This is a genomic window from Sphingomonas sp. SP6 (assembly GCF_058313435.1).
Genome location: NZ_JBZFLG010000002.1, coordinates 369,013 through 385,090 on the forward strand (window position 1 = coordinate 369,013; position 16,078 = coordinate 385,090).

20 protein-coding genes are annotated in these 16,078 nt (G+C 69.8%); 9 read left to right on the forward strand and 11 right to left on the reverse strand.

Annotated features, from left to right (window positions below):
* Positions 1 to 60: 60 nt before the first annotated feature.
* On the forward strand, positions 61 to 2,214 hold the full coding sequence (pbpC, locus tag AC4GYY_RS07460; protein WP_491119638.1) for a penicillin-binding protein 1C: 2,154 nt from the start codon (positions 61 to 63) through the stop codon (positions 2,212 to 2,214).
* A 15-nt stretch (positions 2,215 to 2,229) separates the two neighbouring features.
* Here pbpC and AC4GYY_RS07465 read toward each other — a convergent pair whose 3' ends face one another.
* Genes AC4GYY_RS07465 through AC4GYY_RS07500 form a run of 8 tightly spaced genes read right to left on the reverse strand, consistent with a single transcriptional unit; the run spans position 2,230 to position 7,031 of the window.
* Positions 2,230 to 2,886, reverse strand: a complete 657-nt coding sequence (locus tag AC4GYY_RS07465) for a glutathione S-transferase family protein (protein ID WP_491119639.1) — start codon at positions 2,884 to 2,886, stop codon at positions 2,230 to 2,232.
* On the reverse strand, positions 2,880 to 3,545 hold the full coding sequence (locus AC4GYY_RS07470) for a dihydrofolate reductase family protein (RefSeq protein ID WP_491119640.1): 666 nt from the start codon (positions 3,543 to 3,545) through the stop codon (positions 2,880 to 2,882). The genes AC4GYY_RS07465 and AC4GYY_RS07470 overlap by 7 nt, the downstream gene beginning before the upstream one ends.
* Complete coding sequence (locus tag AC4GYY_RS07475; protein WP_491119641.1) at positions 3,538 to 4,029, reverse strand: VOC family protein; 492 nt, start codon at positions 4,027 to 4,029, stop codon at positions 3,538 to 3,540. Before AC4GYY_RS07475 ends, AC4GYY_RS07470 begins: the two co-directional genes overlap by 8 nt.
* Entirely contained in the window at positions 4,026 to 4,823 is a 798-nt protein-coding gene (locus tag AC4GYY_RS07480; protein ID WP_491119642.1) for a VOC family protein, read from the reverse strand. Before AC4GYY_RS07480 ends, AC4GYY_RS07475 begins: the two co-directional genes overlap by 4 nt.
* A gap of 2 nt (positions 4,824 to 4,825) precedes the next feature.
* Positions 4,826 to 5,188, reverse strand: a complete 363-nt coding sequence (locus AC4GYY_RS07485) for a DUF1428 domain-containing protein (protein WP_491119643.1) — start codon at positions 5,186 to 5,188, stop codon at positions 4,826 to 4,828.
* Positions 5,185 to 5,889 carry a glutathione S-transferase family protein gene (locus AC4GYY_RS07490; protein ID WP_491119644.1) on the reverse strand — a complete coding sequence of 235 codons (705 nt, stop codon included), beginning with the start codon at positions 5,887 to 5,889 and terminating at the stop codon, positions 5,185 to 5,187. The genes AC4GYY_RS07485 and AC4GYY_RS07490 overlap by 4 nt, the downstream gene beginning before the upstream one ends.
* The gene (locus AC4GYY_RS07495) at positions 5,886 to 6,320 is read right to left on the reverse strand and encodes a VOC family protein (protein WP_491119645.1); all 435 of its coding nucleotides are present in this window, start codon (positions 6,318 to 6,320) and stop codon (positions 5,886 to 5,888) included. Before AC4GYY_RS07495 ends, AC4GYY_RS07490 begins: the two co-directional genes overlap by 4 nt.
* Before the next feature lie 15 nt (positions 6,321 to 6,335).
* Positions 6,336 to 7,031 carry a DUF899 family protein gene (locus AC4GYY_RS07500; RefSeq protein WP_491119646.1) on the reverse strand — a complete coding sequence of 232 codons (696 nt, stop codon included), beginning with the start codon at positions 7,029 to 7,031 and terminating at the stop codon, positions 6,336 to 6,338.
* A 73-nt stretch (positions 7,032 to 7,104) separates the two neighbouring features.
* Here AC4GYY_RS07500 and AC4GYY_RS07505 point away from each other — a divergent pair, with 73 nt between their 5' ends.
* The 8 genes from AC4GYY_RS07505 to AC4GYY_RS07540 all read left to right on the forward strand — a co-directional run bounded on the left by AC4GYY_RS07505 (position 7,105) and on the right by AC4GYY_RS07540 (position 13,443).
* Positions 7,105 to 7,764 carry a winged helix-turn-helix transcriptional regulator gene (locus tag AC4GYY_RS07505; protein WP_491119647.1) on the forward strand — a complete coding sequence of 220 codons (660 nt, stop codon included), beginning with the start codon at positions 7,105 to 7,107 and terminating at the stop codon, positions 7,762 to 7,764.
* 41 nt (positions 7,765 to 7,805) lie between these two features.
* A complete protein-coding gene (gene cobS / locus AC4GYY_RS07510) occupies positions 7,806 to 8,810 on the forward strand; it encodes a cobaltochelatase subunit CobS (RefSeq protein WP_491119648.1) in 1,005 nt (334 codons plus the stop codon).
* Positions 8,811 to 8,861: 51 nt separating this feature from the next.
* Positions 8,862 to 9,140: a type II toxin-antitoxin system Phd/YefM family antitoxin gene (locus AC4GYY_RS07515; protein ID WP_491119649.1), complete on the forward strand. Its 279-nt coding sequence runs from the start codon at positions 8,862 to 8,864 to the stop codon at positions 9,138 to 9,140.
* A 6-nt stretch (positions 9,141 to 9,146) separates the two neighbouring features.
* Positions 9,147 to 9,533 carry a type II toxin-antitoxin system VapC family toxin gene (locus tag AC4GYY_RS07520; protein WP_491119650.1) on the forward strand — a complete coding sequence of 129 codons (387 nt, stop codon included), beginning with the start codon at positions 9,147 to 9,149 and terminating at the stop codon, positions 9,531 to 9,533.
* Positions 9,533 to 11,362, forward strand: coding sequence for a cobaltochelatase subunit CobT (gene cobT, locus AC4GYY_RS07525; RefSeq protein WP_491119651.1), 1,830 nt, complete (start codon positions 9,533 to 9,535; stop codon positions 11,360 to 11,362). Before AC4GYY_RS07520 ends, cobT begins: the two co-directional genes overlap by 1 nt.
* 38 nt (positions 11,363 to 11,400) lie before the next feature.
* Positions 11,401 to 11,745, forward strand: a complete 345-nt coding sequence (locus tag AC4GYY_RS07530) for a thiol-disulfide oxidoreductase DCC family protein (protein WP_491119652.1) — start codon at positions 11,401 to 11,403, stop codon at positions 11,743 to 11,745.
* A gap of 132 nt (positions 11,746 to 11,877) precedes the next feature.
* The gene (locus AC4GYY_RS07535; RefSeq protein ID WP_491119653.1) at positions 11,878 to 12,576 is read left to right on the forward strand and encodes a pirin family protein; all 699 of its coding nucleotides are present in this window, start codon (positions 11,878 to 11,880) and stop codon (positions 12,574 to 12,576) included.
* Positions 12,577 to 12,615: 39 nt separating this feature from the next.
* Complete coding sequence (locus tag AC4GYY_RS07540) at positions 12,616 to 13,443, forward strand: alpha/beta fold hydrolase (RefSeq protein ID WP_491119654.1); 828 nt, start codon at positions 12,616 to 12,618, stop codon at positions 13,441 to 13,443.
* Positions 13,444 to 13,482: 39 nt separating this feature from the next.
* Here the strand turns inward: AC4GYY_RS07540 and AC4GYY_RS07545 are convergent, their stop codons facing one another.
* From AC4GYY_RS07545 to tsaD, 3 genes are read right to left on the reverse strand one after another with little or no spacing between them, the layout of a single operon-like run.
* Positions 13,483 to 14,013, reverse strand: a complete 531-nt coding sequence (locus tag AC4GYY_RS07545) for a DUF1697 domain-containing protein (RefSeq protein WP_491119655.1) — start codon at positions 14,011 to 14,013, stop codon at positions 13,483 to 13,485.
* Positions 14,010 to 14,984 (reverse strand): NAD(P)H-dependent glycerol-3-phosphate dehydrogenase, encoded by a 975-nt coding sequence (locus AC4GYY_RS07550; protein ID WP_491119656.1) that lies wholly within the window; start codon positions 14,982 to 14,984, stop codon positions 14,010 to 14,012. The genes AC4GYY_RS07545 and AC4GYY_RS07550 overlap by 4 nt, the downstream gene beginning before the upstream one ends.
* Positions 14,981 to 16,006, reverse strand: coding sequence for a tRNA (adenosine(37)-N6)-threonylcarbamoyltransferase complex transferase subunit TsaD (gene tsaD / locus AC4GYY_RS07555; protein ID WP_491119657.1), 1,026 nt, complete (start codon positions 16,004 to 16,006; stop codon positions 14,981 to 14,983). The genes AC4GYY_RS07550 and tsaD overlap by 4 nt, the downstream gene beginning before the upstream one ends.
* Positions 16,007 to 16,078 lie beyond the last annotated feature (72 nt).

Genomic DNA, 16,078 nt, shown 5'->3' on the forward strand with positions numbered 1-16,078 from the left:
CCGGCATCCAGAGCCACAGGCGACGCTGTTCGTGGCTCTGGACCCCGGGACAAGCCCGGGGTGACGCGAAGTGTTGCCCTCATCCTCCTCCTCGCCCTTCTCTACGCCACCCTCGACTGGCTCACCCGCCCGCCCCCGCTCCCCCGCTTCGCCCAGGTCAAAGCCGCCTGGCATCCCTCCGAAGCCTGGCTCTACGACCGTCACGGCGCGCTGCTCGATTCCTCCCGCGTCGACTTCGCCGCACGCCGGCTGGCGTGGACCCCGCTCGCCGAGGTCTCCCCTGCCGTCCGCACGACGATCGTCGCCGCCGAGGACCGGCGGTTCGAGCAGCACGACGGCGTCGACTGGCTCGCGCTCGCCGGGGCGGCGCGCGACCGGGTCGAGGGCAAGCCCTCGCGCGGGGCGAGCACGCTCACCATGCAGGTCGCGGGGTTCCTCGCGCCCGATCTGGCGAGACCCGGCGCGCGCGGTTGGCTCGACAAGCTTCGCCAGATCCGCGCCGCCTCGACCTTAGGCGCCCGCTGGTCGCGCGACGAGGTGCTCGAGGCCTACCTCAACCTCGCCGGCTTCCGCGGCGAGGCGCAGGGGATCGGCGCGGCGGCGCTGTCGCTGTTCGGCAAGACTCCCGCTGCGCTCACCCGCGACGACGCGCTGCTCCTCGCCGCGCTCCTCCCCCAGCCAAAGGCGGATGCAGAGGCGGTGGCGAAGCGGGCCTGCGCGCTCCATGCCACCACCCTCCGTTCGTCTCGAGCGAAGTCGAAGGGCCCAGGTGTCTCTACTTCGCTCGACACGAACGGCTGTGGGCGATTCATGGCCCAGGCCGCCTCGATGCTCGGTCCTGCCCGCAGCCTCGCGCTCGATCCCGGCCTCGCGCCCCACCTCGCCGACCGCCTCCTTAAGACGCCCGGCCTCAAGATCACCACCACGCTCGACGCCCGCCTCCAGCGTCTCGCCGCGGCCGCGCTGCGCCGCCAATTGCTCGGACTCGGCGGCACCCGCGCGCGCGACGGGGCGGTGGTGGTGCTCGACAACGCGAGCGGCGACGTGCTCGCCTATGTCGGCGGGGTCGGCGGGGCCTCGACCAGCCCCGCGGTCGACGGCGCAAGCGCGTACCGCCAGGCGGGATCGACCCTCAAACCCTTCCTCTACGCCGACGCGATCGAGAAGGGCTATCTCACCGCCGCCTCGATCCTCGACGACAGCCCCGTCCAACTCGACACCGCCTCCGGCCTCTACGTCCCCCAGAATTACGACCACGAGTTCAAGGGCCCGGTCTCGGCCCGCGCCGCGCTCGCCGGCTCGCTCAACGTCCCCGCGGTCCGCACCTTGCTGCTGGTCGGGGTCGAGCCGTTCCGCGACCGGCTGTGGGACACCGGCTACAAGGATCTGGTCGAGGACGGCGACTATTACGGCTACAGCCTCGCGCTCGGCTCGGCGGAGGTGACGCTGCTCGAACAGGCCAACGCCTATCGCAGCCTCGCCAACGCCGGACGCTGGTCGCCCTTGCGCCTCACCGCCGACGCGCCGCGCGAGGCGTCGCGCGCGATCACCACGCCGGCGGCCGCCTGGATCGTGTCCGACATCCTCTCCGATCCGAGCGCGCGCGCCGCGACCTTCGGGATGGATTCGGCGCTCCGCCTTCCCTTCTGGGCCGCCGCCAAGACCGGCACCTCGAAGGCGATGCGCGACAATTGGTGCGTCGGCTACTCCCGCCGTTACACCGTCGCGGTCTGGGTCGGGAACGTCGAGGGCGATCCGATGCGCGCGGTCTCCGGCACCAGCGGCGCCGCCCCGGTGTGGCGCGACGTGATGATGGCCTTGGGCGGCGACGACGCGCCCGCCGCCCCGCCGAACGTCGAGCACCGCCCCGTCCGCTTCGCCATCGGCGCGGAGCCGCCCCGCCGCGAATGGTTCGTCCGCGGCACTGCGCTGACCACCATTGCCGCCGCGCCGATCGAAGCGCGCCGCCCACGCATTACCAGCCCGGTCTCGGGCAGCGTCTATGCGCTCGATCCCGACATCCCCGCCGACCGCCAGCGCCTCGCCATCGCCACCAGCGGCGACGTGTCGATGCACCGCCTCTGGCTCGATAAGCGCGATCTCGGCGCGGCCGGGTCAAGCCCAGCGATCCTCAGCCCGCCCGGCCGCCACCGCCTCCGGCTGACGGACCTCGGCGGCAAGGTGATCGACCAGGTGGTGTTCACGATGCGGTGACCACCGGGCGTTGGCTCAATCCCGATCCGGCGCGCCCAGCGGGAAGAAATGCCGGTACGGCCGCGCCCCGTCGACCACCTTCGCCACCGTCGGCCGCGCCAGCAGCCGGGCGCGATACGCCGCCAGCACCGGGAAGCGCCCCGCCATCGGGTGGACCCAGTCGGCGTAGAACAGCGCCCCTGCCGCCGAGATATCCGCCATCGTGAACATCCCGCACGCGGCATACTCGCGCGCGGTCATCCAGCGTTCGAGCCAGGTGTACACTTCATCGAGCTCCGCCTTCGCCTGATCGACGCCGTACGGATCGCGGTGCTCGGCCGGTCGCAGCTCGTTCGAGACGACGCGCTGCATGTTGATCGCGACATAATCGTCGAACACGTCCGCCATCTGCCGCGCTTCCAGCGCTTCAAGCGGATCGGCAGGGAGCAATTTCGGCCCGTCCGGCGCGGTGCGGTCGACATATTCGATCACCACGTTGGTCTCGATCACCACGCGCTCACCGTCGATCAGCACGGGGATCTGCGCGCCCGGCTGATGCTCGGCGAGGATCGCCTGATATTCCGGATGCTCGCCGTCGGTGATGCGCAACTCGTAGGCGACACCGCGCTCCTCCAGCGCGATCAGCGCCTTCCACACGAACATCGCGAAGGGGTGGCCATAGACGATCACCACGAACCTTCCGCCATCCGCCGCTGCCGCGCCTGCTCCGCCGCGCTGGGCGGTTGATCCCCCATCGTCCCGCACTCGACCGGCCCCGCGGGTTCGTAGGTGGCGATCACCGTCCCGCGCGGCGAGACCTGGTGATCGGTCATCCGCAGGGTTCCCGCAGGGGTATCGTCGTCGAACCACCGCTTGCCCTCGCCCAACACCAGCGGATGGATCATGAGCGTCAGGCTGTCGAGCAGTCCGGCGGCGAGCAGCGCCGGGTAGATCGTCCCCGATCCCTGGATCACCAGGTCCGGCCCCTCGCTCGCCTTGAGCGCGGCGACCTCGGCGATGCTCGACAGCGCGTGGCTGTCCGCCCACGACAGGTCGGTGCCGCCGCGACTGAGCACGTACTTGTTCGCCGCGTTGAACGCGGTCGCGATCGGCATGTCCCCGCCCGAGTGGAACGGCCAATAAGCGGCGAAGATCTCGTAGGTGCGCCGTCCCAGCAGCAGATCGTAAGGCGGGGTCAGCACCCGGTCGATCGCCTCGCCGACGCCCTCGTCGAACACCCCGGCGACCCAGCCGCCATAAGCGAAGCCGCCGGTCGGATCCTCGCTCGGTCCGCCCGGCGCCTGGATCACCCCGTCCAGCGAGACGAACAGGCTGCCCCTGACCTTACGCATCGGCGGACGCAGCCTCGCGGGCCGCCTTGATCGCGGCGATGTCGATCTTCCTCATCGTCATCATCGCCTGGAACGCCGCCTTCCCGCGCGGGCCGCCCTCCGCCAGCGAGTCCATCAGGACGCGCGGGGTGATCTGCCAGGAGAAGCCCCAGCGGTCCTTGCACCAGCCGCAATCGCTCTCCGCACCGCCGCCCGCGACGATCGCATTCCAATAGCGGTCGGTCTCCTCCTGGTCGTCCGTGACGACCTGGAAACTGACCGCTTCGTTGGGCTTGAAGTTCGGCCCGCCGTTCAAGCCGAAGAACTTCTGCCCCAGAAGGGTGAAACGGACGGTGATCTCGCCGCCTTCCTTCATGCTGGGATTGTCGGCGGGCGCTGCATCCGCGCCATCGAGATGGGTGTCGGGGAAGGTGGCAGCGTAGAATTCCGCCGCCTTGCGCGCTTCGCCGTGGTCGAACCACAGGCAGGTGACGAGTCCGCTCATGCCTTCGCCTCCGTCCCGGCGACGAAGCCGACCGGGCTGCCGGCCGGATCGCTCGCCATGATGACGCGCTCGCCGCCGGGGACCTCCATCGGCCCCATGTGGACCTGCCCGCCGTTCGCCGTCACCGCCGCGGCGGCGGCGTCGATGTCGGCGACGCGGAAGTAGAAGTGCCAGCCGGTCGGCTGGCCGGGCATGCTCGCCTTCATCGTCGCGCCCAGCTCCTGCCCGGCACAGTCGATGAAGGTGTAGTCGCCCATCTCCCCCGGCATCTGCATCCTGCGCGGATAGGTCCAGCCGAACACCCGACCGTAGAAGGCGTTGCCCGCCACGGCGTCGCTCGTGACGAGCTCGTGCCAGCTGCACTTGCCGGGTTCGCCGCCGCGCGCGAACACCGTGCTCGTCGCCCCCTCGATCGCGCCGCGCATCACGTAGAAGGCATTGCCCTGCGGATCGGCGACGAACGCCATCCGGCCGACGCCTTCAAGATCGAACGGCCCCAGGTGGACCTCGCCGCCCGCCGCGCGGATCGCCGCGACGGTCGCATCGACGTCGTCCACCCCGAAATAGACGCGCCAGCCGGGCTTCATCGCCGGCGTCGGCGCCTGCTCCTGGCTGAAGCGGGCGAGCCCGCCGACATTGTCCGCGCCGGTAACCGTGATCATCCGATAGTCCATCTCGCCCGCAGGCCGCGCCTCGACGCTCCACGGCGCGACCGCTTCGTAGAAGCGCTTCGCGGCGTCCGGATCGGCGACGGCGAGCTCGTACCAGACCGGGGTTCCCTCCGGAGTGCCCATGCTCATTCTCCCTTCTGGTCGTGGACGGTCTCGAAGCCGCCGAAGATCATCCGCTTGCCGACGATCGGCATCGGTCCGCCGGGCTGCATCCGCGGGTCCTCCATCGCCTTCGCCATGCCGGCATCGCGGGTCGCCTTGTCGGGCCATTCGATGAAGCCGACCGCCAGGCCCTCGCCGTCCTCGATCGCGACCGCCTTGTAGAAGTCGGTGACCTCGCCGTGCGGCACGTCGTCGGCCCAGGCGTCGAACGAACGGGTGGCGCCATGGTCGAGGAACACGCCCGCCGTGACGGCGGCGAAGGCACGATAGTCCTCGCGCGTCACCCCCGCCGCCACAGGGGCGACGATCGCGTCGATATAGCTCATGCGGTCTCTCCCTGCGCCTGCTGCCTCTCCAGCCATTGGCGCGCCCAGGCCGGCGGCGCGCCCGTGAATCCCGCCATCTGCGCATCCAGCGCACGCCGGAACGCCGGCCTGGCGACCCCGCGCTCGACATAAGCCGTCAGGGTCGGATGGCGGTCGAGCACCCCGTCGGCGGCGACGATCCGCAACACCGCGACCATCAACAGGTCGCCGGCAGTGAACATGTCGCCGTCGAGCCAGTCCCGGTCGCCCAACCTTCGCGACAGGTCGGCCAGCCGCGCGTCGATCCGCTCCAGCACCAGCGGCATCCGCGCCTTCGCCCAGGGCGTGTCCGCCTCGAACACCGCGCAATTGGCGTGATCCATGATCGCCGGCTCCACCGAGTTGAGCGCGGCGAACATCCATTCCACCGCCCGCGCCCGCGCACCCGCGTCGTCGGGCAGCAGCCCGGGCCGGGTCGCGGCGATATGATGGACGATCGCACCCGATTCGAACAGGATCAGGTCGCCCTCCTCATACGTCGGCACCTGTCCGAACGGCTGCCGCGCGCGGTGCTCGGCCTCCTTCTGTGCGCCCTGGCTCAGATAAAGGACGTCGTACGGCTGGCCGACCTCCTCCAGGGCCCAGCGCACCCGCAGGTCGCGGACCTGTCCCTCGGCGAACGGCGGCACCCAGTCGAAGGCGGTGATGATCGGGCGAGTCACGCCGCCACCTGCTCGGCGGTGTCCATCGCCTGCGCGGCGGCCGCCATATCCATGTACATCGCCTCGATGGAGTGTCCGTCGAGATCCTCGAACGCCGCCCCGTACATGAAGCCGTTCTCCTCGGGATCGTGGAGCGTGCGGCCACCCGCCGACCGTGCGGCGGCGCTGATCGAGTCGACCTCGGCCCGGCTGTCGCGCGACAGGCACAGGATCGCCGCACTTGTCGCATGCGTCTCGGCGATCGGCTTGGTGATGAAGGTCGCGTAGAAATCGCGGCCGAGCAGCATGATGTGGATCGTGTCGGACCACACCATGCATGACGCCTGCTCGTTGCTGAACTGCGGGTTCTTCTCGAACCCGATGGCCTCGTAGAAGGCGGTCGCCCTGGCGACGTCGGTCACCGGCAGGTTGACGAAGATCATCTTGGGCATGGAAGCTCCCTCGTTTCAGTAGCGGAGGCGCGGATACCAATGCGGGTCGCGGCCCGCGGGCGTCGCGTCCAGGATAGTCCACAGCGGCATCGGCTCGGGCGCGCCGCGCGGGTCCTGACCGGGATCGGCGGTCCAGCCGCCCATCTCGCCCGCCCAGAACAGCCGGATCGCGCCGTCGGCACGCGAGAAGACCAGGAACTGCGGGATGTCCTCGCCGTCCGGGGTGATCGCGGAATAGTCGCGGCTGAAGTCGCCGTTCGCGTCTTGGTAGAGCGGCAGATGCCGCCACCCGCGCTCGGCCTTGAACGCGAGCAGCCGCGCGATCGGCGCCCCGGCGACCACCGCCAAGGCGACGTTCTGGGTGATGTCGGGGACTTCGCCGTCCCAGGCGGAGAGCAGCGACGAGCACATCGGGCACGGCCGCTCGCGACCGGCTCCGAACATATAGCAATAGACGACGAGCGTTTCCTTGTCGCCGAACAGCGCCGTCAGACCGACCTCGCCGTCCGCGCCGCGGAAGCGATAGTCGCCCATCGCCGGCGGCCCCGGGGGCAGCGATCGCCGCTCGGCCGCGACCGCCTCGATCTCGCGACGGAGCGCAATCTCGCGGGCGAGCAAGGCGTTGCGCGCAGTGCGGTATGCGGCGCTCTCGTGCGGCCAGCGGATCGGGTTCGCCGCCGCCAAGTCCGCGGCGCTGCTCAACTCGGTCACCCGCCCCTCCTCCGACTCGACTTGCGCGGAGTGCCCTATGCAGTTATCAAAAGCAACGATGAAGTTAGAAAAGGTGACTGAAACGGATCAGACGAGGCGGTGGTACGACGATGCGTGCGGCACCTCGCTGGCGCTCGAGTTCGTCGGCGAGCGCTGGTCGCTGCTGATCATGCGCGAGATGGTCTATGGTCCGCGCCGTTTCGGCGAGATCAAGGCGAACCTGCCCGGGATCAGCGCGAACGTGCTGACGCAACGCCTTCAGGCGCTCGAGACCGCGGGGATCGTCGTCCGACGCAAGCTGCCTTCGCCGGCGAACGTCCAGGTCTATGAGCTGACCCGATGGGGGCTGGAAGCCCAGACGCTGATGCGCGAGATGGGCCGCTGGGCCACGCGCTCGCATCGACACGATCCGATGCTGTTCTTCTCGCCCGTGTCGGCGATGATGTCGCTCCAGACGCTCGTCCAGCCGGACGCGCCGCGGGAGCCGGTGACGGTCCAATTCCGCTTCCCTGCCGATTCGTTCGTGGTGCGCGCGGACGGCGGCGGAGTCGACGTGACCCGCGGCGAGGCGGCCGATGTCGACGCCACCTTCACCGGAGACACGATGGCGATGCGAATGACGATCTACGGCAAGGCGCCGTTCGGCGCGCCGGTCGGCATGGCGGTGTCGGGCGACCTGGCCGCGGCGCAGCGCTTCGTCGATCTGTTCCACCTGCCCGAGAAGATCGCCTGAACGGTTGAGCAAAGCGCTCGGCTTAGCCTAAGGCGGCTCCTATGACCGATCTGCCCAACATCCAGCCCGACAGCCGCGAGACCACCCTGCTGAACGCCCCCGACAAGATGGTGAAGGTCCGCGATCTGTTCGGGATCGATTCCGACATGGAGTCCCCCGCCTTCAGCGAGGCGGACGAGCGCGTGCCCGATCTCGATCCCGCCTATGTGTTCGATCCCGACACGACGCTCGCCGTCCTCGCCGGCTTCGCGCACAATCGGCGGGTGATGGTCCAGGGCTATCACGGCACCGGCAAGTCGACCCATATCGAGCAGGTCGCAGCCAGGCTGAAGTGGCCGTGCATCCGCATCAACCTCGACGCGCACATCAGCCGCATCGACCTGGTCGGGCGCGACGCGATCGTCCTGCGCGACGGCCAGCAGGTCACCGAGTTCCGCGAAGGTCTCCTTCCCTGGGCGCTGCAGACCCCGACCGCCTTGGTGTTCGACGAATATGACGCGGGCCGCCCGGACGTGATGTTCGTGATCCAGCGCGTGCTGGAGACCGAGGGCAAGCTGACGCTGCTCGACCAGAATCGCGTCATCCGCCCGAGCCCGTGGTTCCGCCTGTTCGCGACCGCCAACACCGTCGGTCTGGGCGACACCAGTGGGCTCTATCACGGCACGCAGCAGATCAACCAGGGTCAGATGGACCGTTGGAACATCGTCGTGACGCTCAACTACCTGCCCGCCGCGACCGAGGCGCAGATCGTCCTCGCCAAGTCGGGCGAGTACGACAAGCCCGAGGGAAAGAAGGTCGTCGAGAACATGGTCCGCGTCGCGGATTTCACTCGCAAGGGCTTCGTCAACGGCGACATCTCGACCGTGATGAGCCCGCGTACCGTGATCACCTGGGCGCAGAACGCGCTGATCTTCGGCGATGTCGGCTTCGCCTTCCGCCTCTCCTTCCTCAACAAGTGCGATGAGGCCGAACGACCGCTGGTCGCCGAATATTACCAGCGCGTGTTCGGGAAGGACCTGCCCGAGAGCGTGGTGGGGAAGGGTTGAGAATCACATAGGAATGGACTAAGCGGACTAAGTCCGTTTTTGGAGCTAGCTGTGGCTGATTTCGATCCGCGCGATGCGTTCGTGAACGTTCACGAAGCCAAGACCCATTTCTCGCGCCTGCTCGATCGCGCCCACGCCGGTGAGGAGATCGTGCTAGCGAAGGCCGGACGCCCCTACGCCAAGCTGGTACCGTTCAGCGATCCGGCGCGTCCGCGGCGCAAGCCCGGACGTTGGCCTGAACTGCGCAACATCCCTTCCGCCGTCTGGTTCGATCCGTTGCCGGACGACGAGCTGGACGCTTGGGAAGGCAAGTATTCGAACATCGTCTGACGGGAAATGCAGCTCCTTCTCGACACCCATGCGCTGATCTGGTGGTGGGGCGGCGATCCCCGGCTGCCCGCTGGTATGCGCGACCTTCTGGAAGACACGGACACGACCGTCTACGTCAGCGCAGTTTCGGCGCTGGAGATCGCCATCAAGGTAAGACTGGGCAAGCTGCCGGAGATGGAAGCGAGGGTTGACAGCTTCCACGAAGCGATTCGCGAGGACGGGTTCATACACCTGAACCTCCACTACGAGCACGCGCTGAAAGCGGGATTGATGCCCGGCATCCATCGTGACCCATTCGATCGGGCGATTGCGGCACAGAGCCTTGTGGAACGACTGCCCGTCATGACAGGTGATGGGGAATTCGCCGCATTCGGCTGCAAGGTCCTCTGGTAATGGCCACCGACACCCCCCTCGATCGCTTCAAGTCCGTCCTCGGCGGGGCCGCGCGCGCGCTGTCGGACGAACCCGAGGTGGAGCTCGCCTTCACCGCCGATGCGCCGACGCAATCGGGCAAGCACCTCAAGGTGCCGATGCCCGCGCGCGCGCTGCCGGCCGACCAGGTGGCGGAGGCGCGCGGATTCGCCGACGGGTTCGCGCTGCGGCTCAAGCATCACGACACCGCGATGCACGGTCGCGCGGCCCCGCCAGAGGCGGTCGCCCGCGCGGTGTTCGACGCGGTCGAAGGCGCGCGGGTCGAGGCGTTGGGTTCCAAGGGCTATCGCGGCATCGCCGACAATCTCGCCACGGCGCTCGACGTCCGGCTGCGCAGCGACCCGATCACCCGCGCGCGCACCCGGGACGAGGTGCCGCTGTCGACCGCGCTCGCACTGCTCGTTCGCGAGCGGCTGTCGGGCGAGGCCGCGCCCGCCGCCGCCGCGCCGGGGCTGGCGCTGATCCGCGAGTGGATCGAGGACAAGGCAGCCGGCGATCTCGACGCGCTCAGCCTCGCGCTCGACGATCAGCGGGCCTTTCAGGCGCTGTCGCGCAAGCTCCTCGAACGATTGGACCTGGTCGAGGGCGACCAGGTTCCCGACGAGGCGGACGACGGCGGCGAGGAGGACGAGGGCTCGGACGGGGAGCAGAGCGAGGAGGGCGAGGAGGGCCAGAGCGACTCGGGCGAGGGCGAGGCGCAGACCGAGGCGCGCGGCGAGCAGCGCGAGTCGGACGACAGCGACGGCGAAGGTCAGGAGCAGGGCGAGGACCAGTTCGACGACATGGACGGCGAGCCCGGCGACGAAGGCGAGGAGGGCATGCAGCCCGTCCGCCCCAATCGCCCCAGTACCGATCTCGCGCCGCTGACCGACTACAAGGCGTGGACCACGCAGTTCGACGAGGTCGTCGCCGCGACCGACCTGTGCGACGCGGACGAGCTGGTCCGGCTGCGCGGTTACCTCGACCAGCAGCTCGTCCACTTGCAGGCGGTGGTGTCGAAGCTCGCCAACCGGCTCCAGCGGCGGCTGATGGCGCAACAGAACCGCAGCTGGGACTTCGACCAGGAGGAAGGGATGCTCGACGCCGCGCGCCTCGCCCGCGTCGTCGTCTCGCCCGGCTCGTCGTTGTCATACAAGGTCGAGCGCGACACCGAGTTCCGCGATACCGTCGTCACGCTCCTGATCGACAATTCGGGGTCGATGCGCGGGCGGCCGATCTCGATCGCGGCGATCTCGGCCGACATCCTCGCCCGCACGCTCGAGCGCTGCGGGGTCAAGACCGAGATCCTGGGCTTCACCACCCGCGCGTGGAAGGGTGGGCAGGCGCGCGAGACCTGGCTCCAGGCAGGCCGCCCGCCGCAGCCGGGCCGGCTCAACGACCTGCGCCACATCGTCTACAAGAAGGCCGACGAGCCGTGGCGGCGTGCGCGCGCCAATCTCGGGCTGATGATGCGCGAGGGTCTGCTCAAGGAGAATATCGACGGCGAGGCGCTGCTGTGGGCGCATTCCCGGCTGGTCGCGCGGCCCGAGGAACGCCGCATCCTAATGGTCATCTCCGACGGCGCGCCGGTCGACGATTCGACGCTGAGCGTGAACAGCGGCTCCTACCTGGAGCGCCACCTCCGCCAGGTGATCGACTGGATCGAGAAGCGCTCGACCGTCGAGCTGATCGCGATCGGCATCGGCCACGACGTGACGCGCTACTATAGCCGCGCAGTGACGATCATGGACGCCGACCAGCTCGGCGGAACGATCATCGAGCAGCTCGCGGCGCTGTTCGACGCGGAGTGAGTAGCGCGGATGGCCGCGCCGCGCTCCATATCGCGGGCATGACCGGCCTGACCGTCTGGCACGATGGCGATTGCCCGCTCTGCCGCCGCGAGATCGCGCTGATGCGGCGGCTCGATCGCCGTGGCGCGATCCGCTTCGTCGACGCGCGCGGCGACGGCGCGTGCCCGATCGATCGCGCCGAGCTGCTCCGCCGATTCCACGCCTGCGAGGACGGTCGGATGCTGTCGGGGGCGGCGGCGTTCGCGGCGATGTGGCGCGCGATCCCGCTGCTCCGGCCCTTGGGGCTCGCGGCACGGCGGCCGTGGGTCCTGGCGCTGCTCGAACGTGCCTACCTCGCTTTCCTCAAGGTCCGACCAAGGCTTCAGCGGATCGCGCGAGCGTAGCCGGCGCGGTGACGACTCGTTCGTGACGTTTCGCGAAACGATGAGGTGCGATCCCGCATCCTTCCAAACACCGAGATCATGGGCATCTCTGTCGCAACGAAGCAACCAAACCGCTTCACAGGAGACACTGCCATGATCGATCGTCGCCCCTTCGCCAGCCTCGGCGGCGCCAACCACGGCTGGCTCGACGCCAAGCACCATTTCTCCTTCGCCAGCTATTACGATCCGTCGCGAATGGGCTGGGGCCCGATCCGGGTGTGGAACGACGACACGATCGCCGCCGGCACCGGCTTCCCCGCGCATCCGCACGCCGACATGGAGATCATCACCTACGTCCGCGAGGGCGCGATCACCCACCAGGATTCGCTCGGCAACACCGGGCGGACCGAGGCGGGCGACGTCCAGGTGATGAGCGCGGGATCGGGCGTCCGCCACTCGGAATACAACCGCGAGCCCGGCACGACCCGCATCTTCCAGATCTGGATCGAGCCGAAGAGCCGCGGGGGTGCGCCGGGCTGGGGCGCCAAGCCCTTCCCCAAGGGCGATCGTTCGGGCAAGTTCGTGACGCTAGCCTCCGGGTTCGCCAACGATGATGACGCGCTGCCGATCCGCACCGACGCGCGGGTGCTCGGCGCGACGATCAAGGCCGGGGAGGCCGCCGAATACGAACTCGGCGCGGGCCACCATGCGTATCTGGTCCCGGCGACCGGCGCGGTCGAGATCAACGGCGTCCGCATCGACGCCCGCGACGGCGCCGCGATCGCCGACGAGGCCCGTATCACCGTGACCGCGATCGAGGATGCCGAGATCGTCCTGGTCGACGCCGCCTGATCCGTACCCGCGTACCATCTCGACAAAGGGAGACAGACCATGCCGTTCATCACCACGTCCGACGGGGCAGAGATCTTCTACAAGGACTGGGGCCCGCGCGACGCGCAGGTCGTCCACTTCCATCACGGTTGGCCGCTCTCGTCAGACGATTGGGACGCGCAGATGATGGTCTTCGTCGAGGCGGGCTACCGGGCGGTGGCGCACGACCGGCGCGGGCATGGCCGCTCGAGCCAGACCGCGACCGGCAACGACATGGACACCTATGTCGCCGACGTGATCGCGCTGACCGACGCGCTCGACCATCAGAACGCGATCCATATCGGCCACTCGACCGGGGGCGGCGAGGTCGCGCGCTACACCGCGCGCGCCAAGCCGGGCCGCGTCGCCAAGGCGGTCCTCATCAGCGCGGTGCCGCCGCTGATGCTCCAGACCGAGGGCAACCCGGACGGCGTCCCGATGGCGGTGTTCGACGACATACGGAAGCAGACCGCCACCAACCGCGCGCAATATTATTGGGACTTCACCCTGCCCTTCTATGGCTACAACCGCGACGGGGCCGAGGTGAAGGAAGGCATCCGCCGCAACTGGTGGCGCCAGGGGATGATGGGCAGCGCGCTGGCCCATGTCGACGGCGTCGCCGCCTTCTCGGAGACCGACTTCACCGAGGATCTGAAGGCGATCACCGTCCCGACGCTCATCCTTCACGGCGAGGACGACCAGATCGTCCCGATCGCGATCTCGGGCGCGAAATCGTCGAAGCTGGTCCCGGGGGCCGAATACAAGACCTACCCCGGCTACCCGCACGGGATGCCCGCGACCCACGCCGCGGTGATCAACGCCGATCTGCTGGCGTTCGCGAAGGCCTGACTGTCTTGCGCCGCTCCGGACCTCCGTCCGGGGCGGCGTTCAGCCCGTCGCGTCCAGCAGCTTGCGTACCGTGTTCCAGTTGCGCGCGGTCGCGACTTTGGGGAACTTCGCCCTGGCCATCGCCTGCGGCAGCGTCGACACACCCTGACCCTCCGGAAAGTCGATATAGAGCTCGCGCCCGAACGCGACCCATCGCTCCGGTCCGTCGTGATCGAGCGCGGCGATGCGTTCGGTCGGAAACGGATCGCGGTGGAAGGTCACCACCAGCTTGTTCGGGCGCTCGAGCGCCTCGTCGGGAAAGGGGTTGGCGGCGACGACGTCCCTCAGCTCGGTATGGCTGCGGACGAGCCAGTCGGTCCTGAGCGCCAGTCGCTCCGCCGCCGCCGTCTCCAGCCTGCGTTCGAGCGCCGCGCCGCCGCCCTCCTCGATCGTCATCACCGCATTGCCCGAGGCGAGCAGGGTCTTCACGTCCCGTCCGCCGAGCGCTTCGAGGAAGGCCTTGAGTTCGGGCATCGGCAGCCGCTTGCCGCCGATGTTGAGCCCCTTGAGCAGCACCGCCCAGCGGGTCATGAATGCTCCGCCCGCAGCGGCCTCGCCAGCAGCGCCTCGATCACCGCCGCCACCGGATCGCCCGCGAGCAGGCGGCACACCGCGTCGGTCACCGGCATCTCGACCCCGGCGTCGCGCGCCGCCTCGGCCAGCACCGGCGCGGTGAACGCGCCTTCGGCGACGGTGCGGCGATCGGCGAGCAGGTCGCCCGCCGCCGCACCGCGCCCCAGCCCGACGCCGAGCGAGAAGTTGCGCGACGAAGTCGACGAACAGGTCAGCACGAGGTCGCCCAGCCCCGACAGGCCGGCGAGCGTCTCCGCCCGCGCGCCGCGTGCCAGTCCGAAGCGGGTCATCTCCGCAAACCCGCGCGCGATCAGCGCCGCGCGCGCGTTCTGGCCCAGTCCCGCCCCCTCGACGACCCCGCACGCGATCGCGAGCACGTTCTTGACCGCGCCGCCGATCTCGGCTCCGACGACGTCGCTCGACAGATAAGGCCGGAACGCCGGCCCGCCGAGCCGGTCCGCCAGCCGCCGGCCGAGCGCCGCATCCTCGCACGCCAGCGTCACCGCGGTCGGCAGTCCGGCGGCGACCTCGTGCGCGAAGGTCGGACCCGACAGGACCGCGATCGGCGCCTCCGGGCAGGCTGCGCGGGCTGCCTCGCCGACGAGCGCCTTCGACCCCGCCTCGATCCCCTTCGCGCACAGCACCAGCGGCGTCGCTCCGACCGGCGCGGCAACGAGGACGGCGCGGACATGCTGCGCCGGCGCGACCACGAGCAGCGCGTCATGCCCGGCGAGATCGGCGAGGTCGGTCGTCACCGCGATCTTCGGCGACAGCGGCACGCCGGGAAGGAACAGTCGGTTCTCGCGGCGCTCGCGGATCGCGTCCGCCACCTCGGGCTCGCGCGCCCAGAGCGTCACCGCTCCACCCCGCGCCGCCACCTGCGCCAGCGCCGTGCCCCAGGCTCCCGCACCGAGAACCCCGATCCTCACGCCTTCACCCCCGCCCCGCGCACCGCCTCGGCGCGGGGATCGAGCGGCCACCGCGGTCGCGCAGGCGTGTCGAGCGGGTCTGTGAGGCCGGCGGCGAACCGCTCGGCGCCGGCCCAGGCGATCATCGCCGCATTGTCGGTGCAGAGCCACAAGGGCGGCGCGACGAAGGGCAGGCCGTGCTCCGCCGCGAGCGCGGCGAGCGCCGCCCGCACCGCGCCATTGGCGGCGACCCCGCCGGCGACGACGAGCGCAGTCGCGCCGCGCGACTTTTGGAGCGCCCCGCGCGTCCGATCGACGAGGCAGTCGACCACCGCCGCCTGGAACGAGGCCGCGACATCCTCCGCACGGTGGCTGCCGTCCAGCCGCGCCACCGCCGCCTTCAGCCCGGCGAAGGAGAAATGCGGCTCGGGCGAACGGTAGAGCGGGCGGGGCAGCGGCACCGCCTTCGAGTCGCCCAGCGCGGCGGCGCGCTCGACCGCGGGGCCGCCGGGAAAGCCGAGCCCCAGGATCTTCGCGGTCTTGTCGAACGCCTCGCCCACCGCGTCGTCGATCGTCGTCGCGAGCCGCCGATACGCCCCGACCCCCTCGACCAGCAGCAATTGGCAGTGCCCGCCCGACACGAGCAGCAGCAGGTACGGAAAGCCGAGGTCGGGATCGCTCAACCGTGGGCTGAGCGCGTGTCCCTCCAGATGATTGACCGCGACAAACGGCTTTCCGGCGGCGTGCGCGAGCGCCTTGCCGGTGACGAGCCCGACCATCACCCCGCCGATCAGCCCCGGCCCGGCGGTGGCGGCGACCGCGTCGACCTCGCCGAGCGTCACGCCGGCGTCGGCGAGTGCGGCGGCGACGAGCGGCTCGAGCGCCTCGACATGCGCGCGCGCCGCGATCTCGGGCACCACGCCGCCATAGGGCCGATGCGCCGCCTCCTGCCCGGCCAGGCGGTGCGCAAGCACTTCGCGGCCGTCGGTGACGAGCGCCGCCGCGGTCTCGTCGCACGAGGATTCCAGACCGAGGATCAACATGGCCGACCCCTAACCCCTCGACCGCGGCTTGTCGAAGGGCGCGCTGCCGCCGATAGGACGCCGGTGATCAGA